This window comes from Bacillus cereus group sp. MYBK95-2, assembly GCF_051915225.1.
In the GTDB taxonomy this organism is placed as follows: Bacteria; Bacillota; Bacilli; order Bacillales; family Bacillaceae_G; genus Bacillus_A; species Bacillus_A cereus.
On the sequence record NZ_JBQAEH010000001.1, the window covers coordinates 1,074,086 to 1,095,984 of the forward strand.

Genomic DNA, 21,899 nt, shown 5'->3' on the forward strand with positions numbered 1-21,899 from the left:
GGTGAACTTATGGAAAAGTATTTCTTATACGATGATCATCTAGGAATTGAAATTCCTCATTTACAAGAAGATTGGGAAGATATCCCCGAAAAAATGCAGCATGCTATTTTACTAAAATGGGAACAAGTTCGCGGGAAAATTCCTGATCGTATAAAAGAACTTGAGCACTATATTAATACAAAACAACATTATTTAAATAACGAAGAAGACTTCGAAGTTTCTTGTAAACTAAATTCAGAAATTGCCGATCTTGCTTCAATCATTAATGACCTTTGGCTTTGGTATCGACTCACTCAAAATGTATCTGAGGGGAAAGCACACCAATGAAAAAAGCATGCCCCTCAATAACTTTGGGTCATGCTTTTTTTGTCATAACATGATTTACAATATATTTCTTGTGCTGTTTTCGCCAAACATACATCGAATGGACCAACTAATATACTTCTTTCTTTCGGCAACTTTACAAAAGCAACAAGCTCTTCTTCATATTGAATTTTTTTCTGACATGAAATGCATATTAATTCTTTTCTTTTGAACATGTCTTTTAGCATACCTTCACTCTCCCCTTCATCTATCTATATTAATATACTCTCATAATAGTTAAGACTTGTAAAAAAATGACACATTCTGAATCGAATGATTCATATACTATGTACAAAAGGAGGTTTAAAAATTATGCGTGCTTTCGTTATTATCACTTTAACTTTTTTAAGTGTGATTAGTTGGGATGCGTTTTTTAAAGATAAAAGTGATGAAAAGAACACAACGGAATAAAACCCTTTTTTCTTACTTATTGGACAAACCGTTATAAACTGGCCAATCCTCCGAAATAACTTAGGCTTTTCTACAAAAATATTTAAACATAACATTTTTTGTAGATTCCCTCCGTTTATTGTCGGTTTCCATCCGCATACATTTTTTAAAAGTATGATATAATAGTATAAATCTTGAAGGAAGGGATTTTGATATCATGATCGCTCGAAGGAGCATGTGGCATCGTATTGACGAATCATACACGTAGCGTATTTTTTAGCTCAGATACTTTAGTCTAGCGAAAAAAATACGAGAGTGGGGAAATTATGATTGCCCGAAGGATAATTTGGCAAAAAAAAGACTCTTCTTACACATAGCGTTTTGTTTAGGACTTAATTGTTACTAACTAAACAAAACAAAGAAGAGCAGGATTGCTAAATGACGAATCCTACTCCACGTTTTGTTTAGTCGTTTTAAGACTTAAACTAAAACGAAGGTAGGGAGAATTGATGGACGAGAGGATTATTCGTTATTTCTTCAGCGACATATAGCGTAGTTAGTTTTTTCGTAAACTAACTGAAAGCTACATGTGAGCTCGTAGTTAGTTTACAACACAAAAAGGACTACTAACTACGGAAAGAAGGAATAACGATGAGGAACATCCAAAGTCGGCAAATTATTAAAGAAATTTTTATGGTTTTAATCGGTTCATTTATTTTAGCAGCAGCGCTATATCACATTCACTTCCAAAACCACTTAACAGAAGGTGGATTTGTAGGAATTGCACTATTCATTCAAAACTTTTATGATATTTCACCATCTATTTCAACTGTATTAATGGATATCCCAATTATTTTACTGTGCGCTTCATTTTTAGGTAGAAAAATGGTTGGTTATTCATTCCTAGGTTCAATTTCATTCGGAGTATTTTATTCCTTTATGGAAAATTATTCTCCATTTACGGTAGATTTATCAAATAACTTATTTATAGCTGCAGTAGTTGGCGGTGCGTTAGCTGGTATTGGACTCGGTTTTATATTACGATTTGGCGGTGCAACCGGTGGAGACGATATTTTAACAATTGTATTAAGTAAACGAACTCGTTTTACAATTGGGCAAATTTTCTTCGTCTTTGACGCGATTGTTCTTGCGCTTTCATTATATTATTTAAATTGGACAGAAATTGCTTTTACTATTCTTTCGATTGCCGTACAGGCAAAAACATTGGATTTAATTTATTATCCAAAAACAGAAAAAACAGCAGAAAAGCAGCCAGTATCTGTTCCAATGTCCAAAAAACATGCAACGAATTAAAAAAGCGAAAGGCTTCGGCCTCTCGCTTTTTTTATGCTCTTTTTTCTTTCTCGACTATATGGCGCACTTGATAAAATCTATTTGCAAATTCAGTAACGTTTCTTGTTAAACGATAATTCACTGTAGATCCAATTGCCATTCCAATTACCGGTATACCTTGGAATAATTTACGACGAAGAGCATAAATCGAAAATGTCTTCAAAATTTGTTTTAACACAACCTCAGTAGAAGCTGTTTGTAGCACTGCTTCGTCTCCTTCGTAAAAGAACGAATCTTCTTGCTCCAGCTCTTGCAATAAATTGTACCATGCATATTGCTGAAGTCTTCCTGGTAGTAATGACGCATGAAACACCTTTAACGCAAGCATCATTTCATACGGCTTGTTCACATCATGTCCAAATGATGTTGCAATAAGTTGGACTGCCTTCACATTTAATGCGATCATAACCGGAAAATCCGCCGTTAATAATAATAAACCTCCAGCACCTGTTGCCCCACCTTGTACAAATGAATATAGACGATGACGTGCTGTTTGCTGCTCTGCTATGTATGTTAATTGATCAATAGATAATGCTTTCAAATCTTCAAGCTGTTCAATCGATTCATCAAATAACCTTGATGTTCCTAAAATCCGATTACGTGCATCTAACTGTGCTTGTGAACTTTGAATAAATGCATGCAAATGAAAGAGCCATCCATCTGCTTTCGTGAAGAATTCTTTTCGCTTTTTCTCAGGTAATTTCGCAACTGTAGCATGTAACCATTTATCAAACACTTTTTGAAAATCGGTCGCTTCTTGCTCAACTAATTGCGCTTCCCATTCTTTTATATTGTCTAAAATGGCTTGTTCTCGCTTCGATCGCATCGTAACAACCACCTCGTTCGATTTTTTTCTATTGTAACATATTTCTGCTTATTCTTTGCAAATATGCTTGTCTATCTTTATTCACATACCATTTTTGAATGGCATAAAATATTAACAAAAAGGATGAGATAAATCACATGAATCTATCCGATATAAAAAAAGAATATAATGCGGTATTCAGCTTAGGACAAAACTGCTGGCCCGCTTGGGCATTATATCAATTAGAATTATCACCATTTTTTGGCGTTATTGATTTTATGCTAAGTCCCTCATTAGAAAAAGTGAATGTATTATTACAAAATCGATTTGACCGCTTTTTAAATCTCGAAAATTTATCCTTCATCTCATTTTGGGATGATGATGCAAAATTAAGATTAAGGGACAACCTTTATGAAATTGACTCCTGTCATGACTTTAAAACAGATGTAAATACACCAACTTCTTGGCCTTCTTATACAGAAATTAAGTTAAACTATGAACATCGTATTAATCGTTTTCTAGCTACAATTGAAACGGCAGAATCCATATTATTTATTCGAACTGGAGGAACATATGAAGAAGCATGTTCCCTAGAACAAATTTTATCTCAAATCGTTACACATACATTCTCTGTCCTGTTACTAATTCCTGCCGATATACCAACTATCACCCAAGAAGATTGGGGATTACAACGTATTTGCGTTATGAAATGTCCTATTATGGATGTATACCAATACAATGAAGCATTTTGGAAAGACTTATTTGATGGAATTACAATTAGACCGCACACTTAAATACACGATACTTTTATCACACCATACATTATAATCGTCCTTATACAAAACAAATAAGGAGTGATTCTATATGTATCCACGTGCAAAAGCTTTCGGTCTTGCTGTACATCAAGATCGCCTTCTCGTACAAGAATATTATACAGAAGGCGAAATATATTATCGTCCTCTTGGCGGTTCAATTGAACTTGGTGAAAAATCAGCACATACTGTTATTCGGGAGTTTAAAGAAGAGCTTCATACGGAGATAGAAATCACCAATTATTTAGGGTGTTTAGAAAATGTCTTTCATCTCGATGGAGACATTGGTCATGAAATCATTCAACTATATTCTTTGCGTTTATTAAACACGTCACTATATGAAATGAAAATATTAAATATACAAGATGAAGAAACAGTAGCGTATGCGAAATGGATTCCTATTACGGCATTCATTCAGAAAGAAAAAATATTATATCCAGATGGAGTTTTAAAATACATCCAAAAGAAAAAAGACGAAATCCTATAGGATCTCGTCTTTTTTTTCATATATTAACCAATATCTCCAAGACGTAGTACGTCACGAGCAATCATAACTTCTTCGTCAGTTGGAATTACGATAATTTTTACTGGAGAGTGTGGGAAGCTGATGAATGCTTCTTCACCGAATACGTTATTACGTTTTGCATCGAAGTATACGCCCATGTACTCAAGGCCTTCTAATACACGCTCACGAATAATCGCACTGTTTTCACCTACACCAGCTGTGAAGATGATTGCGTCTACACCTTTCATACGAGCAGTGTAAGAACCGATGTATTTGTGGATACGGCTTACGAATACATCAAGTGCTACTTTCGCACGGTGGTCGCCTTCTTCTTCTTTCGCAATGATGTCACGTAGGTCACTAGAGTAACCAGTAAGACCTAACATACCACTCTTCTTGTTTAATACGTTAACTACTTCTTCTACTGTTTGGCCTGTTTTTTCCATGATGTATGGAATTAACGCAGGGTCAAGGTTACCAGAACGTGTACCCATTGTTACACCAGCAAGTGGTGTGAAGCCCATAGAAGTATCGATAGATTTACCGCCTTCTACTGCTGCGATACTTGCACCGTTACCTAAGTGACAAGAAAGTAAGCTTAAGCTTTCAATTGGACGACCTAATAATTCAGCCGCACGCTCAGTTACATATTTATGAGAAGTTCCGTGGAAACCGTATTTACGGATGCCGAATTTTTCATAGTACTCATATGGTAAGCTGTATAGGAATGCAGATTCCGGCATTGTTTGGTGGAATGCTGTATCGAATACTGCTACTGCTGGTACGTTTGGTAATACTTCTTGGAATGCTTTAATACCAACAACGTTTGCTGGGTTATGAAGTGGTGCTAAATCGCTTAATTCTTCGATATCAGCTAATACTTCATCAGTAATTAAAACAGAGTCAGCAAATTTTTCGCCGCCGTGAACAACACGGTGACCGATACCGCCAATCTCATCTAGAGATTTAACGATTCCGTTTTCAGTTAACTTTTTAAGAAGCATATTAACTGCTACTGCGTGATCTGGAATGTTTGTAATTTCTTTTTGTTTTTCGCCATCTACAGTAATAGTGAAGATACTATCTTCTAAACCGATACGTTCTACTAAACCTTTTGTTAATACTGTTTCACTTGGCATTTCAAATAATTGGAATTTTAAGGAAGAGCTTCCTGCGTTAATCGCGATGATTTTTGACATCTAGTCTTTCGCCCCTTTTTCTCTTGGTAGTTGTGTGGATGTTTCCACAAACCGCTCGATTTTATCTGATCAAATTCACCAAATATGAAAACGTTTCATCATTAGCAAATTTTATACTCACGATTTTAATTTAAACATCGTCCGACATATATTTCAAGTGAAAAAATTGTAACACCAAGAAAAAATATATATTACAGATTTCAAAAAAATTCAGTTAAATCTTGTATATATTTAAAAATATGACATATTATATAAAACTGTACTACATGAATCACTAATGCTGTTACATATACCCAGCTTTATTTATGTGTTGCAAACCAAGTATTTAATTGATCCATAATGTCTTCCATCGCCTTCATGTTAGAGAATTTAGGCAACTCCACTAATAATGCCTGTTTTGGCATTGTTACATTAGCGCCTTTCTTTTGGAGAACAAATATACTTTTTGCATTTTTCTCGTTTTTAAACATGGAAACAGGAAGCTGTAATAACCCTTGAATAAAGCATGTTTCTTTAATAAATGCATGTAATTTTGGTGCCTGGTCACTTTCAAAAATGAAGTTTGGTACTAAGAAGAATAAGTAACCGCCCTCTTTCGTATGTTTCACACTTTGTTCAATAAATAAGTGATGGGCATACGACATTCCTTCATCTGCTTTTAATTTATATTCACTTGCACCGATTTCGTTTGGATAATAACCAACCGGTAAGTCTGAAACGACTGCATCAACTGGATCGATATAAAGTGGTGCTAGTCCATCTTGATGGAAGAATTCGATTGCATGCTTTTGTAAATTTGCATTTACTAAAGCAAGTTTAATTAGCACTTCATCCACTTCTACACCAAATCCACTCATTGTTAGTCCTTCTTTGGCGCTATTAAACACTGTAGTCATTAAATTACCTGTTCCAATTGCAGGATCTAAAACTGTGATCTCGTTTTGACCTTGCATAAATTTATGGAATAAGTAACTCATGAACATTCCAACTGCATCAGGCGTCATTTCATGATTCGCTTGTACGCCTTCTTTCATTCCTTTTAAGATGGCTAACTGAAATGCTTTACGAATTTCTTCACCTTTATATGTTTCTTCATTAAACGTACTATATTCACGATTCAGCCTTTCAATTGCTGATTCGGATAATTCCTCTTGTAAAATCGCTCCCTCAAACAAGTTATCACCTGTTTCTACAAGCGCCTCTAAATATGTTACATCTAATTCTTTACGTAAAACTACCGCAGAAGAATCAAAAATAGAAAATAATGTTTCTACTGTCTGACTCACGTACATTCCTCCTTCTCTCTTTTACACATAACTTATATCATACCACAAAGTGATTTTTTCCAAAAAGAAAAAGCGACCTCCTGTAAAGAGCTCCCCTTTAGTTATATATGATATAACGTTTTTTCTCATATATCGATGCTGTTACAGAGCAATATATGAGAAAAAACGACCTCTTTATAAGAGGTCATTTTCATCACATTACTTCGCAGATTTAGCTGCTTCTAATGCTGCTTCATAGTTTGGATGGCTTGTACCTTCGCTTACGTATTCTGCGTAAACTACTTTGTCATTGCTATCTACTACGAATACTGCACGAGCAAGTAAACGAAGCTCTTTCATTACTAAGCCATAAGCTTCACCGAATGAAAGGTCGCGGTGGTCAGAAAGTGTAACAACATTTTCTAAACCGTTTGCTGCACACCAGCGTTTTTGAGCGAATGGTAAATCAGCGCTAATTGTTAATACTTTCGCGTTTTCAATACCTGCTGCATCTTGGTTAAAACGACGTGTTTGTGCATCACACACACCTGTGTCGATTGAAGGTACAACACTAATTAATTTCACTTCACCTTTGTATGTTTCTAAACTTACTGGAGATAAGTCGTTTGCTAATACTTGGAAGTTTGGCGCTTGATCGCCAACTTTAACTTCTGTTCCAACTAAAGTCATTGGATTACCTTTAAAAGTTACGTTTGCCACTTGAAAATCCTCCCTTATTTAAACAAAATATGTACAATGTAAATGATAGTTTGTCCCTATCGATAATGCAAATAAAATCGCTTTATTTACAAAAAAATTAAAGAAGCTAACCTATTGATTAGCTTCTTTATTCGTTAAATTTGAAATTCAGGATCATCTTCTTTTCGTTTATCCATCATTTCTTTCACTTTATCAACAGCTTGTGGCGCTAATTCAATTATTTTATCGATGACGTGTGTTTGTTTATCTAAGTGCAATACTTTCACACCATCTCCATTTATAACAAGAAAGGCAACAGGATTAATAGAAACTCCTCCACCACTTCCTCCGCCAAATGGATGACGGCCTGAATGTTCTACTTTACCAAATTCACTTCCACCAGCAGCAAATCCGAAACTTACTTTCGAAACTGTAAGAATTACGCTTCCATCTGCCGCTTTAATTGGGTCACCAACAATTGTATTTACATCAGTCATTTGTTTTAAATGCTGCATTGCTGTTGTCATTAAACCTTGAATTGGATGGTCCATTCTATATCCCCCCTATGCTTGAACAGATTTTTCTGTCATACCAGATCTTTGTCTTCTCATAAATACGAGTAATTTGACGCCAGTTTTTATAGCGCGGAATATACGAAAAGATGCTGTTAACTCGCATCTTGATGCAAATCCTTTCCCTTGAAAAACTGGGGTAATTTCAAATTCTGGTACGTCGACAATATGCATATATTGTCCGACAACTCCAGCAGCCATACCTTTTGTCCCCCATGCATATCCAGTGACAATTCCAGTACTAGCTGCATCGCCTGCTCCAATTTGTGTATGCCATTTCCAACCATTGATTTTCACTCGTTTGAGAAAATCTTTAACAATAGTATGAACTTCTTGAAGCTTTTTTATCAGTTCACCAATGCTGTCAAGTTGCGCCATAATTTTATTATCGAGTCCGCCGTCCTCTTCAGCTTTTTCGATTTTCTGTCCTGTCTTTTTCTGCTGTTTTTCAATTCTTTCCAACACATCAAATGTATATCGAATCATCCATATTTTCACTTGAAGCAAACATTGCTTTTCCATTTCTGAATATAAAAATGTCACCTTAAGCTTTATTTTCGACAATAGTATAAACAAAATAAAAAGAAGAAGAATTATTATTCCAATTACGAGCCACTTCATACGTATCATCCTTTCACTCCGTACCCATTATCGACAAGTTTATTCATCGTTAAACAGAGTTTTATAAGATTGAATATAAAAATTTTTCTAAAAATAAAAAGGTATTTTGACAATTTATATCGAAATATATTATTTGAACATATCATCAGGGAACGGACTCTAATGATATGTAGCACGAAAAACAGAAAATTTAACTGCAGTGGAGGGATACATAATGGCAGATCGTCGCAATTTATTTTTCTTTTATGGTGATGACAAAGCAACGCTCGTTGAAAAAATGAAACCAATCTATCGTATTTTAGAAGAGAATGGATTTACCATATTAGATCATCCAAAAAATGCAAACGCTATCGTCAGTGTTGGAGATGATGCAACCTTCTTACAAGCCGTTCGTAAAACTGGTTTTAGAGAAGATTGCTTATACGCAGGGATTTCTACGAAAGATGAAATTTCTTTCTACTGCGATTTCCATATTGATCACGTTGATACAGCCCTTCAAGAAATTACAAAAAATGAAATTGAAGTGCGAAAATATCCAACAATTCAGGTAGATGTAGATGGCAGTACATCTTTCCATTGTTTAAATGAGTTCTCATTACGTTCTAGCATTATTAAAACATTCGTTGTAGATGTTCATGTTGATGATTTATATTTCGAAACATTTAGAGGGGACGGTTTAGTGGTTTCTACCCCAACAGGAAGTACTGCTTACAATAAATCATTGCATGGTGCAGTTGTTGACCCGCTTATCCCATGTTTCCAAGTAAGCGAACTAGCATCTTTAAACAACAACACTTACCGTACGCTCGGTTCACCTTTCATTTTAAATCACGAACGTACATTAACTTTAAAACTAAGACCAGACGGTAACGATTATCCTGTTATCGGCATGGATAACGAAGCGCTTAGCATTAAACAAGTGGAAAAAGCTGTTGTACGCTTAAGCGATAAACAAATTAAAACAGTTAAATTGAAAAACAATTCTTTCTGGGAAAAAGTACAGAGAACGTTTTTATAAGATTAAAATAACCGCAGAATTATGGAATTCCATAATTCTGCGGTTATTTATTTCCCCCGATTGACGCGAACAATACTCTCTTACTATCCGGCCGTTATTCTTGTCAGTTTTTGTCGGTAATTCGATATATTCCGAAAACCGCTCATATATTTTTACGCATCTTTTCTATAGACAACTTGGCCATCTATTACGGTCATTTCTGCTTGTATTTCTTTTATTTCTTCTGCCTCAATTTCAAAAATATTGCGGTCTAATATTGTAAAGTCTGCTTCATATCCTTTTGTAATTTGCCCTCGCTTCGCTTCTTTTCCAATTGCATAGGCACTTCCTGTTGTAAATAAAGAAACAGCCTCATATACCGTTAATCTCTCCTCAGGCATATAGCATATACCGTCAATAAAACTTCTACGTGTAACAGCGCTATATATGCCTAGAAACGGATTTACTTGTTCAATGGGAGCATCTGAGCCACCGTTGCAGTGTAATCCTGCTTCCAGTAACGTCTTCCAAGCGTACGCATAACGAAGACGGTGCTCGCCTAGTTTTTCAATGACTGACGGAAAATCTGATGAAAGAAAGACTGGCTGTATATCGATAATGGCTTGCAAGTTTTTCATTCTTTCTATCAACTCTTCACGAGCAAGCTGACAATGAATGATGCGGTCACGTAACCCTTCTGCTGGTGGATATAATTCGAGTGCATCAATGACATATTCAAGCGATAAGTCACCGATAGTATGAATCGCAACTGGCATATGTAAATCTCGTGCTTTCTTTACTAATTCCGCAAGTTCTTCACGTGAGAAAATCGCAACCCCATTTGTTTCCTTCGCATCTTCATACGGTTCACTTAATAATGCTGTTCTTCCGCCAAAAGAACCGTCAGAGAAAATTTTCATTGCTCCAAATTCAATATAATGTTCATTTTCATATTCTTTTCGTTCATGTGCTACTTCATGGTGAACGAGCAAATGGGCTTTAAATGGCATTTCTTTTATAACGTGAGAAAACGCATTATATGTTTTTCTAAAACCACCATAATAATTTAAATCTTCCGTATGCCCGCCAACAAGTCCGTATTTCCAGCAATCTTTAATCGCTGTTTGCAGAGCTCTTTGTAAATAAGCTTCATCAATTTCTGGCTGAACATGTTTAATTAATTCTTGCCCTTGTTCATATAAAAGCCCTGTTAACTTATTTGATGAATCCCTACCAATTTTCCCGCCTTTTGGATCTTCTGTCGCTGCTGTTATATTCGCTTCTTGCAGTATGTATGCATTCACCCATGTAACGTGACGACAAACTCTCTTTAATAAAATGGGATGTTCTTTCGAAATTTCATCTAAATCACGCGCGTGAACATCTTTCGTATCTGTAAAGTTATTTTCATTCCATCCTTCTCCAATAATCCAAGAGCCCTTTGGAGCTTCTTCCACTCGCTTCTGAACAAGAGTAAGCACTTCACCATAAGATGTGCAATTTGATAAATCTAAACGAAGCAATCTCTCCCCATGCCCAATAAGGTGCATGTGGCTATCAACGAGACCTGGAATCATCGTTTTGCCTTTTAAATCGTGCAATGTAACCGCGGCATATTGGTTTTCTAACTCTTCTTTACTTCCAACATCAACGATCGTACCGTTTTCAACGTAAACAGCGCCCACTTTTTCATTTTCTTCTCTCATTGTGTAAATGGTGCCGCCATACCAAATTTCTCCCATATATCCCATCTCCTTTATTTTTTATTGTATAAAAAAAAGCACCATTTCAAAACATGGTGCTTTTCTAAAAATTACTTTCGTTCAGTAGTAGACGTTGTAACTTGCCATTCAATATTAAATTTATCTTTTACTTGTCCGTATGCTGGGCTCCAGAATGTTTCTTGAAGTGGCATGATAACTTCTCCACCTTCTTGTAACTTATCGAATACTTCTTTTGCTTTTTCTGCATTACTAATTTGAATTGCGATTGTTACTTGAGATCCGATTGCATGCCCTTGACCTGGGAATGTATCAGAAATCATAAGATCCGTATTACCAACTTTTAAAGTAGCGTGTAAAACGCGCTCTTTCGCTTCAGCTGGAATCGGGTATTCTGGATTTTCAGGCATGTCACCAAAAGTTTGCATGACTTCTACTTTTGCATCTAAAGCCTCTTTATAAAACTGTACAGCTTCTTGCCCACTACCATCTAAAACTAAGTACGGATTAATACCTAAAATCATACGGACACCTCTTTTTTAAATTTATAAAACCGAACTTGTGTTCGTTTTTATTTTATCATTGATTTACATTTCATTCAACTATTTACTTCACTGTTTTCAAAATTATTTTGACGGAATCTCCATCTCTTGTTTTCTAAGTTCAATACGGCGAATTTTCCCAGAAATCGTTTTTGGTAGTTCATCTACAAATTCAATTTTGCGAGGGTATTTATATGGTGCAGTGAGTTCTTTGACGTGTTGTTGGAGTGTTGGAATTAGTGTTTCTTCGTTCTTTTCTATATTCTCTCTTAATACGATAAATGCCTTCACGACACTTCCACGAATTTCATCAGGACTTGCGACAACTGCACATTCTCTTACGTAAGGATGTTTTACAAGTGCATCCTCTACTTCAAACGGCCCGATTGTATAACCAGAGCTAATAATGATATCATCGCCGCGCCCTTCAAACCAGAAGTAGCCGTCTTCATCTTTCTTCGCTTTATCACCTGTAATATAATAATCACCGCGGAATTGCATCGCTGTACGCTCATCATCTTTGTAATATTGTTTAAAGAGGGCCGGCGTTTCAATGTGAACTGCAATATCACCAACTTCGCCTACTTTAACTGGAGTACCTTCCTCATTTACGATATCGACGTGGTTACCTGGCGTTGGTTTCCCCATTGATCCTGGTCTAATATCCATCCCTTTCATTACACCAACAAGTAATGTATTTTCCGTTTGCCCATAGCCGTCTCTCACTGTAATATGAAAGTGCTTTTTGAACGTTTCAATGACTTCTCTATTTAACGGCTCACCTGCCGATACAGCGCTATGTAATGCCTCTAAATTGTAGTGGCTTAAATCTTCTACCTTTGCCATTAATCTATACTCAGTCGGTGTACAACAAAGTACATTCACCTTATTATCGTCTAATAAGTTTAGGTACGTTTTCGGTTCAAACTTACCGTGATATACAAACCCTGTTGCCCCTGATCCTAAAGTTGCTAAAAACGGGCTCCAAATCCACTTTTGCCAGCCTGGACTAGCTGTTGCCCATACAATATCATTCTCTTCAATTCCGAGCCAATTTGGAGCGCTCGTACGTAAATGAGCGTATGCCCACGCATGTGTATGAACGACACCTTTTGGATTTCCTGTCGTTCCTGACGTGTAAGATAAAAAGACCATATCTTCTTTATCTGTCTTCGCCATTTCTAACATGTCACTCTCTGTTTCTAACGCTGTTTTTAAATTAACCCATCCATCTACTGACTGCTCGCTCAGGACAAATTTTCGAAGAGATTCCATCGCTTCTATATCATCAAACTGCCTAATATACGGCTCATAGCTTACTATCGCTTTTACTTCTCCATGTCCAATTCGATATTCTATATCTTTTTTACGTAACATTTCCGAGCTTGGAATTACGACAAATCCTGCTTTAATAGCAGCAATATACGTCATGTACGCTTCAATTAAACGCGGCATCATAATGAGAAGCTTGTCCCCTTTTTGCAAACCACTTTTTATAAAAGCGTTTCCAATTTTATTCGCACCTTGCATTAATTCAGCGTATGTAACTTCCCTTCGATTCCCTTTATCATCTTGCCAAATTAAAGCTAACTTCCCTTTATCACCTGTATATTTCTCTATTTCAGAAACTAAATTATAAGACGGTGGCGCCAACAATTCTTCTCGCTTCATAAAATATCCTCCCTTTTCTTTATGCCTCCTTTATATAATAAAGAATTTTCTGTTAATTTTGAACCCTCTTCTTTTGACAAATTTTTCAGTTCTGTCGAATTAGTAAACGAAATTACATCGACTTACCGACAAATAGCGACACAACACAAAAAAAGAAAGAGCGGGAGAACCCGCTCTTTCTAAGCCATCATATGGGATTATTTTTGGTAACCGCCTAATTGTTGCTCAGCTAGTGAAACTAGACGTTTAGTGATTTCACCACCAACAGAACCGTTAGCGCGAGCTGTTGCATCAGCTCCAAGTTGAACACCAAACTCTTGAGCGATTTCGTATTTCATTTGGTCTAATGCTGATTCAGCACCAGGAACCGCTAATTTATTTGTGCTACGTGACATGTTATATCACCTCCTTGTGAGTATAGAGTGTGATAAATAACATGACTTCATACACGTTTTAGATATGGTAATTTATGGTTTTAGAAAAGTTCTTCAAATTTTTCTTCTTCCGCCACTACTTCTACCGTTTGTAATACCATTGTTTCTTTGTTCGCTACAGCTTCATCGATCAATGGTGTGAAATCGTATTTCGCTTCAAAACGATTTGCTTTTTCACGTTTCGGCTTCGTCGCTGGGCTTGCTGGTGTGAATACAGTACAGCAATCTTCATATGGACGAATTGAAATATCATACGTGCCGATTTCTTCAGCGATTTTAATAATCTCTAATTTATCCATCGTAATAAGCGGACGAATAACTGGGTAGTTTGTTACTTCGTTAATCGTATGCATACTATCTAACGTTTGGCTTGCTACTTGTCCAAGACTTTCACCAGTCGTAATTGCAAGTGCGTTACGCTCCTCAGCAATACGTTCTGTAATACGCATCATCATACGGCGCATAACCGTCATTGAATAGCTAGATGGGATTTCTTTATTAATCGTTTTTTGCACTTCTGTAAACGGAACAAGGTGAAGCGTTACTCGTTTACAATACTTCGTTAACTCTTGCGCTAAATCGATTACTTTTTGTTTTGCACGCTCACTTGTGAAAGGTGGACTATGGAAGTGAACTGCTTCCACAGATACGCCGCGTTTCATCGTTAAGTAAGCTGCTACTGGGCTATCAATACCACCAGAAAGAAGTACCATTACTTTTCCGCCAACGCCAACTGGTAAACCGCCAGCTCCCATACGCTCATCGCACATGATATAGCTATAGCCACTGCGGATCTCTACACGTACATTTACATCTGGATTATGAACATCTACTGTAATATCTTCTGTATTTTCTAGAATGTGTCCGCCAATCTCAGGTAATAATTCCATCGTTCTCATTGGGAAATGCTTATAAGAACGGTGTACAGTAATTTTAAATGTTTTCACATCACCTTTTACTTGTAAGAAAGCTGCTAATGCACCTTCTTTAATGTCTTCTAATTCTGATGGTACTTTCATCGCTAAGTTAAACTTATGAATACCAAATACATCCTTCAATCTTTCAGAGACTGCTTCATGATCTTCACCATTTAACTGGATGTACATACGATCGTGTGTTGCATCGATTTTAATATTTGGGAATTTTTTCAGTTTGAACTTCACGTTATCTTTTAATGTGCTTACAAACTTAGAACGGTTCTTACCTTTTGTCGTCATTTCTCCGTAACGCACTAAAATATATTCATATTTCAACATAATTTCTTTACCTCATCACTTCATATAATTTTGGCATCGTCTCTTTTACAATACCTTCAAATTGTTTTACTTCTTCCATTGTGTTTTCTGGTGCCAAACTAATACGAATAGCGCTTGCAGCTGCTGCATGCGGCACTCCCATTGACACTAACACTCTGCTCACTTCATTTGCTTTTGAAGAACAAGCAGATTTCGTTGACACATATACACCGTGTTCTTCTAAAGCATGAACGACTACTTCTGGTTTTAAACCAACAAATGATACATTTAAAATGTGCGGTGCTGCATATGCAAGCGACGTGTTAATCGTTACATCTTCCATCTCTTTAAAGAAACGAACAAGCTCTGCTTGTAAACTTTGCAAATGAGCTACCTTTTCTTTCACTTGTTCCATTGTCATGCGAAGTGCTTTCACCATCGCTACAATGCCAGGTAAATTCTCTGTACCAGAGCGATACTTAAGCTCTTGTTGACCACCTGATAAAATCGGATCTAATCTTACGCCATCGCGTACATATAGAAGACCCGTTCCTTTTACACTGTGGAATTTATGTCCAGATATTGAGCAAAGATCAATATGAGACGCATATAAATCAAGCGGTACTTTCCCTATCCCTTGTACATGATCTACATGGAATCTTATTTTCGGATGATTCGATAATAACGTTCCAATTTCAGCAACGGGCTGAATTGCTCCAGTTTCGTTGTTCACATGAATAATTGACACAAGAATCGTATCTTCACGAAGTGCTCGTTTCACATCTTCTACCGACACAACACCATGCTCGTTAACCGGTAAATATGTTACATCAAACCCGAGTTCTTCTAATTGCTTATATGCCTCAAACACAGACGCGTGTTCAATATTTGTTGTAATGATATGTTTGCCGCGCGAACGATTCCTCATCGCTATCCCTTTAATCGCAAGGTTATTCCCTTCTGTTCCACCTGATGTGAAAATAATTTCAGAAGGTTTAACACGAAGAAGCTGCGCTGCAATCGTTCTTGATTGTGTTAATAGACGCTCTGCCTCTCCTCCAAGCGAATGAATAGAAGAAGGATTACCAAAATATTTCCCAGCAACCGTCACGTACGATTGAAGAGCTTCTGGATATGGCTTCGTCGTCGCACTATTATCAAAATAGATCATCGTTCTTCCCCTTTCAGCGCTATCACATCGTATAATCATATCATAAATACGTGTCATTACGCTAAGACTACGCAAAGGTTCCGTTTTATCTCGATTGGTGAAGGCTAATAATTGTCGAGGATGCCCTCCTATTACAGTTTCACTTTATCCCGCATGAACGGGCAATAAGACTCTCACCTCAAAATCCAGTTAGAGCAAAGAAGTTAGGTAGGAGTCGGGCTGTCCGTAAATGCCCGATTGGTGATGGCTAGTAATCAATGGGGATGAATCCTCCTACTGATTACAGTTTCACTTTATTTTGAAACGAATAACCTTGCTGTATTCCGCTATTCATTATAGCAACATCGTCTGCAAAATTACACAAAAAAACAAACCCTTTTATGAAAGGGTTTGTTCATTGTCTACATATTCAGCTATTTTTTGAACAACGCCAGGTTCAAGTTGCTCTAATACTGAAGCCGCTTGTTCTAAAGCTGCATCGTATTGGTATTCACGGAATAATTTCTCAGCATAATTTAAACTTTCTGCTAGGTTTTCATCATGACTACGGTAACGGTTACCGTACTGAATTAATTTTTCCACTAAATATGCTTGTCCAATTAACTCTTCTGTCATTTCAGCCACACCGTTCACAGTTGTGTATGCTTCTTCTAAACTGCTATTTACAGCGTTCATATTTAACGGCTTCACTTCTAATTGTTCATATACAGCTTGCATTGCCATTTGCCCTCTTTTTAAATCTTCCATAATACTCTCTGGAAGACCTGGCAAATTCGACTTTTGCATAAAGCGTTTCGTTTCGAAAATAGTATTTCGCATTTCTTGTAACTTCTCACGTGCTTCAAATTCTTCTTTGCGCATCGCTTGCAGCATTTCTTTATATTCTGCATGAAGTACTTTTAACGTTTCACATTGCTCATAAACCTCTTCTAGTTCTTCACGAATAATAGAGAAGGCAATATCTTGTTCTGCAACGCGTAATTGTAGCATTTCAAAACGTTTCGTTAAAATGTGCATTTGCTTTTCAATTACTTTTTGAGACTCAATGTCTTTATCTTGTAACTGATAGCTTTGTTTCACAAGTTGTGTTTCTGTTTTCGTTTCAATCGTTTCGATACGCATTTCTTCTAAGTCATCGTAAACAGAAAGTGTTTTTTGCTCCACATAATGTCTCGCATGTACTTCTTGTTCCAATTGATCGTAGAAGCCATCTAAACGTGTTTTTAAATTTTCTACTTTTTCAGCCGCTTCTGTTATATGAAGCTCCTGTATATCCATTAAACATGTTTGTAGTTGTTTCGTCATATCGCGAACTTCTTTAGGGACTTCCAAATAATCTAATACATAACCTTGTCTTACCATATCATTATGTCCGTGTAATAAATCTTCCAGCTGAACTGGTAACGTCGCTTGACACTCTACCAATAAATCTGGAATTTGGTGAATAATGATTTCTAAATCTGCTAAACCTTCTTCCAAACTAATAACAATTTCTCTCGCTTTTAAATAGTCGCCATTGTTTGTTGCTTCTTCAAAGGTTTTAAATTTCTCAGATTCAGCGTCTAGCATCTCTTCGATTTTCTGCTCTGCTGCTCCATACATATGTCTATGAGCAAGAACACTCTTTTTCATACTACGATATGTATCACGTAACCCTTCAATTTCCGAGCTATTTTTCTCATGGCTTTCTAACAATTGCTGTAATTCATTTAAAATGTCCGTAATACGATTATCAGCGTCATCTAAACCACTTATGGATTCGTTCATCGCATGCTTTGCTTTTCGGAAGGAGAATTGCGAGGCGAATTTTCGCGCTTGCGCTAAATCTTTGTCAGCTTTCGGAAGGGTTGTTGATACAATTTCATCCCATTCTTCACGCCATTTACCAAACAGTTCTTCTGTTTGACCCGTCATGTTTAAATCTTTTACCCGTTTTAGTTCATCTGCCACAGGTTTATCTTTTATCTCTTGTTTCCACTGCTCCAGTGCTTCAATATCTTTATATGAACGATTTCTTATCACAAGCTCTATCATGAGCAGCACTAGAATAGAGCTTACTACAATGATAACGATCGTCAGGATAGAATCCATGCAAAAAAGCCTCCTAGTTATATCTCTTTTTTTGTCCGTTCCGTTTATGAAATGGAAGGCATTATGTATAAAAAGGGAATTCCCCTATATTTAACAACTAACAATGTACTAATCATACCATGTAATGGTTTGTTTTTGACCTAGTTTTTTTTAAAATTTCATGTTTCTTTCAATGTGATTGTAATCTTTCTCAATATTCCGCCTACCTCACTCCCTATCCTCAAATGATTGTAATAACAAACAATCTTTCGTATGGGATACGAAATAAATTTTCCGCATGAGTGGTGGTTCAACAGAAATTACATGTACATTTCCTTGCCTTACAGACTGCTCTACTGCCCTTTCTGGAAGTAACGTGATACCAAGGCCAGCTTTTACCATTGCAAGCATCGGTTCTGCGTAAGATGTTTCCACAGCTATAGTTGGTTTTACACCTATTTCATGAAACATGTTCATAATCATTTTCCTTACATCACATATTTCTGGATATACAATTAATTTTTCATTGTGCAGCTCTTCTATTTGAATGACTATCTTCTCTTTGTACGGATGATTATTTGAAACGGCACAAACAATTTTCTCTTGTTGCACTTCTTTTATATACGTAGCACCTTCTACTACTGAATCGATGAACATCGCGTCAATCTCCCGCGCTTTAAATAAATCTCTTAATACTTCCGTATGCCCGATTTGCCATTCCACTTCGAACTCATCACCTAATATATTTTTACATTCTGATATGTAATGCTCCGCTAAACTCGGTAGTATACCAATTGAAAACTTCCGGTTCTCTTGATACCCCCTCATTTCTGTTTTCACTTCATTTATTTGCTCCAAAATCGGTAACATTCTTTTTATAAATAACTCTCCTGCCTCCGTTAACTCTACTCCTTGCGCAGAACGTTTAAGTAAAGTAACCTCTAAATCCGCTTCTAACTTTTGAATTTGTTTACTAAGCGCTGGTTGTGATATATGTAAAATCTTACTTGCCTTTGATAAACTTCGCGTATGCTTCACTTCAATAAACGATCGTACTGCCTCCAAATCCATCGTACACACCTCTAACAAAAAGTTATAACCGTTATAAGAAATCGATATTTCCTCCTATAAACAATTACTCTTTATACTTATTTCATCAACTTACTATAACGAAATGTAAAGGGGAAAGATACTCTTGAACAAAAAACAAATGCTACTCGGATCCTTTCTATGCTTACTCGCCGTCACTGCCTGGGGATTTATGTTTCCTGTAATGGCAAGTGCTCTGCAATTTATCGATCCATTCTTCTTCACAACGCTTCGCTATGGATCAGCAGCTATTATTTTTCTTATTTTGCTATTAATTACTGAAGGAAAGACTTCACTCCGCTTAGAAAAAAGAACACTTTCTCTATTCTTTTACGGGACAGTCGGTTTCGCGGGGTATGGTTTTCTCGTTTTCTACGGACAGCAACTTGCCGGACCTTCCGGAGCAATCCATGCAGCTATGATTCAATCCCTTATGCCACTGATTGCCTTATCACTGCAATGGATAACCCAAAATCGCCGCCCACAAAACTATACATTCCTTTGTATGTTCGTTGCATTACTTGGCGTTATGCTTGTCATTTCAAAAGGAAATATTGAATTACTATTTGGAGCTGCAAGCCACTTATCAACAAATATATTGATGCTATGCGGCGTTACTTGCTGGGTCATTTATACAAACGGGGGTGCTCGTTTTCAATCTTGGTCACCACTTAGGTACACGACATTAACTTGTTTATTTGGCTCCATTTCACTCATCGTTATTGTTACTTTCTTAACGTACACAAATATAGTTACTATGCCGTCACTGCGTACAGTTGTGAGCGTTCGTTTTGAGCTCTTTTATATGTCGATTATCGCAGGCGTTATCGCTGTATTTTGCTGGAATATGGGAAATCGCTATATTTCATCTATTAACGGCATATTATTTATGAATTTAGTTCCTATCCTTGCACTGATCGGTTCTATCTTTCGAGGTTATACAGTCGATAAAATTGAAATCGCTGGAGCTGCATTAACAATTATAGCGCTATTATGTAACAATTTATGGCAAAGAAAAGTAAACATAAAAATCCCCACCTCAGTTCGTTAGGTGGGGATTCTTCACATATGAACAGCTCTTGGCCATTCATGGTACATATTCGCCTTACATAATGCTTGTCCCATCCATTGCTCAATCTCTTTCGTGTACATTTCTATGAAAAATGTCTCAGACGGGAAAGAATGCAGTACTTCTGATATATATTGTGGATATAAAAACGGCATATTTATCATACCTTTTAATTGCGTCATAAACATTGTAAATGATACTTTCTGAAATTCTTTTTTCATTTGTCCTTGTCTAATCATTTGTTCTATATAATATCTTTCTTTAGAAAAATAAACGGTCATCACTTCACGAATTAATGTCGTATCAAGCGAAAGCTCTCGGTAGAAGAAACGTGTTAGTTCTCTATTTTCAAATTGATATCGTAAAATCCCGCGCACCATTTGCACCATCACATCTTTAGCCGACAAATACTCTCTCTGTTCAAACGACATTTCAATCACATGAATATATCCTTCTAAAAAATCAGTAATAAGCTGTTCTAATAAACCTTGCTTCCCAGCAAAATAATATGAAATATTCGCTACATTCACATCCGCTCGCTTTGCAATGTCTCGCACCGATGTTCCATCATACCCTTTCGTATTAAACAACGATATTGCCGCATCAATTACTTTTTGTTTCGTCTGCTTCATGCGCTCACTTCCCCTCACTGAACAGCTATAGTTTAAATTTCTTGACTTTTAAGACAAATTCCTTTAATTTTCTATCGACAAAGTCATGTGAAATACATCGTATTTTGCTAATATTTTACACATCTCGATAAAAAAGGAGCTGTTTCCATGTTTACTAAAGAAAGTTATGCAGGATCTCGCGTGCAGCAATATGAGACAGTAATTAAACAACTGGATGCGTTATTAACTGGCGAATCAAACGTAGTCGCAAACTTATCAAATGCGTCCGCATTATTAAACCAATTTTTAGATCGCGTTAATTGGGTTGGCTTTTACGTAACAGAAGGAAATCAGCTTGTCCTTGGACCGTTCCAAGGAATGCCTGCTTGCGTACGCATTCCATTTGGACGAGGCGTTTGCGGCGTAGCAGCTGAAACGAAAACAACACAGCTTGTAGCAGACGTTCACCAATTCCCAGGTCACATCGCTTGCGATAGTGCTTCTAATTCAGAAATCGTTGTACCGATTGTGAAAGAAGGAGCTGTCATTGGTGTACTTGACATTGATAGTCCTGAAAAGAATCGTTTTGATGAAGTAGATCAGCGCTATTTAGAAAAGTTTGTGGAAACACTCCTAAAACATATGTAAAAAGAAAAGAGCGAGTTATCGATTTAGTACGCCCTGTACAAAACCGATAGCTCACTC

General features: G+C 36.7%; 23 protein-coding genes. 7 read left to right on the top strand and 16 right to left on the bottom strand.

Features of this window, described 5'->3' with window-relative positions; translation table 11 throughout:
• The first annotated feature begins 9 nt into the window (after positions 1-9).
• Entirely contained in the window at positions 10-327 is a 318-nt protein-coding gene (locus ACTFN4_RS05570; RefSeq protein WP_000417206.1) for a hypothetical protein, read from the top strand.
• Positions 328-341: 14 nt separating this feature from the next.
• On the opposite strand, the gene ACTFN4_RS05575 is transcribed toward ACTFN4_RS05570, so the two are convergent.
• Positions 342-551 (bottom strand): hypothetical protein, encoded by a 210-nt coding sequence (locus ACTFN4_RS05575; protein ID WP_000910274.1) that lies wholly within the window; start codon positions 549-551, stop codon positions 342-344.
• Between the two features lie 853 nt (positions 552-1,404).
• On the opposite strand from ACTFN4_RS05575, the gene ACTFN4_RS05580 reads away from it, so the two are divergent.
• The gene (locus tag ACTFN4_RS05580) at positions 1,405-2,067 is read left to right on the top strand and encodes a YitT family protein (protein ID WP_001244515.1); all 663 of its coding nucleotides are present in this window, start codon (positions 1,405-1,407) and stop codon (positions 2,065-2,067) included.
• Positions 2,068-2,098: 31 nt separating this feature from the next.
• On the opposite strand, the gene ACTFN4_RS05585 is transcribed toward ACTFN4_RS05580, so the two are convergent.
• Complete coding sequence (locus ACTFN4_RS05585) at positions 2,099-2,932, bottom strand: EcsC family protein (protein ID WP_001256850.1); 834 nt, start codon at positions 2,930-2,932, stop codon at positions 2,099-2,101.
• Positions 2,933-3,069: 137 nt separating this feature from the next.
• On the opposite strand from ACTFN4_RS05585, the gene ACTFN4_RS05590 reads away from it, so the two are divergent.
• Positions 3,070-3,705 (top strand): DUF1796 family putative cysteine peptidase, encoded by a 636-nt coding sequence (locus ACTFN4_RS05590; protein ID WP_086403874.1) that lies wholly within the window; start codon positions 3,070-3,072, stop codon positions 3,703-3,705.
• Positions 3,706-3,775: 70 nt separating this feature from the next.
• Positions 3,776-4,210, top strand: coding sequence for an NUDIX hydrolase (locus tag ACTFN4_RS05595; protein ID WP_086403873.1), 435 nt, complete (start codon positions 3,776-3,778; stop codon positions 4,208-4,210).
• Between the two features lie 23 nt (positions 4,211-4,233).
• Here the strand turns inward: ACTFN4_RS05595 and ackA are convergent, their stop codons facing one another.
• The 5 genes from ackA to ACTFN4_RS05620 form a co-directional block, all read right to left on the bottom strand.
• Positions 4,234-5,427, bottom strand: a complete 1,194-nt coding sequence (gene ackA / locus ACTFN4_RS05600; protein ID WP_000034575.1) for an acetate kinase — start codon at positions 5,425-5,427, stop codon at positions 4,234-4,236.
• Between the two features lie 299 nt (positions 5,428-5,726).
• Positions 5,727-6,713 (bottom strand): class I SAM-dependent methyltransferase, encoded by a 987-nt coding sequence (locus tag ACTFN4_RS05605; protein ID WP_000084367.1) that lies wholly within the window; start codon positions 6,711-6,713, stop codon positions 5,727-5,729.
• A 198-nt stretch (positions 6,714-6,911) separates the two neighbouring features.
• The gene (gene tpx / locus ACTFN4_RS05610; RefSeq protein WP_000024525.1) at positions 6,912-7,412 is read right to left on the bottom strand and encodes a thiol peroxidase; all 501 of its coding nucleotides are present in this window, start codon (positions 7,410-7,412) and stop codon (positions 6,912-6,914) included.
• 134 nt (positions 7,413-7,546) lie between these two features.
• A complete protein-coding gene (ytfJ, locus tag ACTFN4_RS05615; RefSeq protein ID WP_000350003.1) occupies positions 7,547-7,942 on the bottom strand; it encodes a GerW family sporulation protein in 396 nt (131 codons plus the stop codon).
• 12 nt (positions 7,943-7,954) lie between these two features.
• The gene (locus tag ACTFN4_RS05620; RefSeq protein WP_002164419.1) at positions 7,955-8,593 is read right to left on the bottom strand and encodes a DUF2953 domain-containing protein; all 639 of its coding nucleotides are present in this window, start codon (positions 8,591-8,593) and stop codon (positions 7,955-7,957) included.
• 205 nt (positions 8,594-8,798) lie between these two features.
• Here ACTFN4_RS05620 and ACTFN4_RS05625 point away from each other — a divergent pair, with 205 nt between their 5' ends.
• Entirely contained in the window at positions 8,799-9,602 is an 804-nt protein-coding gene (locus ACTFN4_RS05625) for an NAD kinase (RefSeq protein WP_000785177.1), read from the top strand.
• Between the two features lie 152 nt (positions 9,603-9,754).
• On the opposite strand, the gene ACTFN4_RS05630 is transcribed toward ACTFN4_RS05625, so the two are convergent.
• From ACTFN4_RS05630 to ACTFN4_RS05665, 8 genes are all read right to left on the bottom strand, one after another.
• Positions 9,755-11,323 carry an amidohydrolase gene (locus ACTFN4_RS05630; RefSeq protein ID WP_000504012.1) on the bottom strand — a complete coding sequence of 523 codons (1,569 nt, stop codon included), beginning with the start codon at positions 11,321-11,323 and terminating at the stop codon, positions 9,755-9,757.
• A 71-nt stretch (positions 11,324-11,394) separates the two neighbouring features.
• Positions 11,395-11,826, bottom strand: a complete 432-nt coding sequence (locus tag ACTFN4_RS05635) for a VOC family protein (RefSeq protein ID WP_000600351.1) — start codon at positions 11,824-11,826, stop codon at positions 11,395-11,397.
• A gap of 102 nt (positions 11,827-11,928) precedes the next feature.
• Positions 11,929-13,515: an acyl-CoA synthetase MbcS gene (mbcS, locus tag ACTFN4_RS05640; protein WP_000817772.1), complete on the bottom strand. Its 1,587-nt coding sequence runs from the start codon at positions 13,513-13,515 to the stop codon at positions 11,929-11,931.
• Positions 13,516-13,712: 197 nt separating this feature from the next.
• Positions 13,713-13,910: an alpha/beta-type small acid-soluble spore protein gene (locus ACTFN4_RS05645; RefSeq protein ID WP_000091640.1), complete on the bottom strand. Its 198-nt coding sequence runs from the start codon at positions 13,908-13,910 to the stop codon at positions 13,713-13,715.
• Between the two features lie 80 nt (positions 13,911-13,990).
• Positions 13,991-15,205 (bottom strand): tRNA uracil 4-sulfurtransferase ThiI, encoded by a 1,215-nt coding sequence (gene thiI / locus ACTFN4_RS05650; RefSeq protein WP_000922337.1) that lies wholly within the window; start codon positions 15,203-15,205, stop codon positions 13,991-13,993.
• Between the two features lie 7 nt (positions 15,206-15,212).
• Positions 15,213-16,355, bottom strand: a complete 1,143-nt coding sequence (locus ACTFN4_RS05655; protein WP_000638992.1) for a cysteine desulfurase family protein — start codon at positions 16,353-16,355, stop codon at positions 15,213-15,215.
• Positions 16,356-16,733: 378 nt separating this feature from the next.
• Positions 16,734-18,446 carry a septation ring formation regulator EzrA gene (gene ezrA, locus ACTFN4_RS05660; RefSeq protein ID WP_000377303.1) on the bottom strand — a complete coding sequence of 571 codons (1,713 nt, stop codon included), beginning with the start codon at positions 18,444-18,446 and terminating at the stop codon, positions 16,734-16,736.
• A gap of 207 nt (positions 18,447-18,653) precedes the next feature.
• On the bottom strand, positions 18,654-19,496 hold the full coding sequence (locus ACTFN4_RS05665) for a LysR family transcriptional regulator (protein ID WP_071740844.1): 843 nt from the start codon (positions 19,494-19,496) through the stop codon (positions 18,654-18,656).
• Between the two features lie 124 nt (positions 19,497-19,620).
• Between ACTFN4_RS05665 and ACTFN4_RS05670 the strand changes: the two genes are divergently transcribed.
• Positions 19,621-20,565 carry a DMT family transporter gene (locus tag ACTFN4_RS05670; protein ID WP_061457762.1) on the top strand — a complete coding sequence of 315 codons (945 nt, stop codon included), beginning with the start codon at positions 19,621-19,623 and terminating at the stop codon, positions 20,563-20,565.
• A gap of 11 nt (positions 20,566-20,576) precedes the next feature.
• Here ACTFN4_RS05670 and refZ read toward each other — a convergent pair whose 3' ends face one another.
• A complete protein-coding gene (gene refZ / locus ACTFN4_RS05675) occupies positions 20,577-21,215 on the bottom strand; it encodes a forespore capture DNA-binding protein RefZ (protein ID WP_121868107.1) in 639 nt (212 codons plus the stop codon).
• 147 nt (positions 21,216-21,362) lie between these two features.
• Here refZ and ACTFN4_RS05680 point away from each other — a divergent pair, with 147 nt between their 5' ends.
• On the top strand, positions 21,363-21,842 hold the full coding sequence (locus tag ACTFN4_RS05680; protein ID WP_000494340.1) for a GAF domain-containing protein: 480 nt from the start codon (positions 21,363-21,365) through the stop codon (positions 21,840-21,842).
• Positions 21,843-21,899 lie beyond the last annotated feature (57 nt).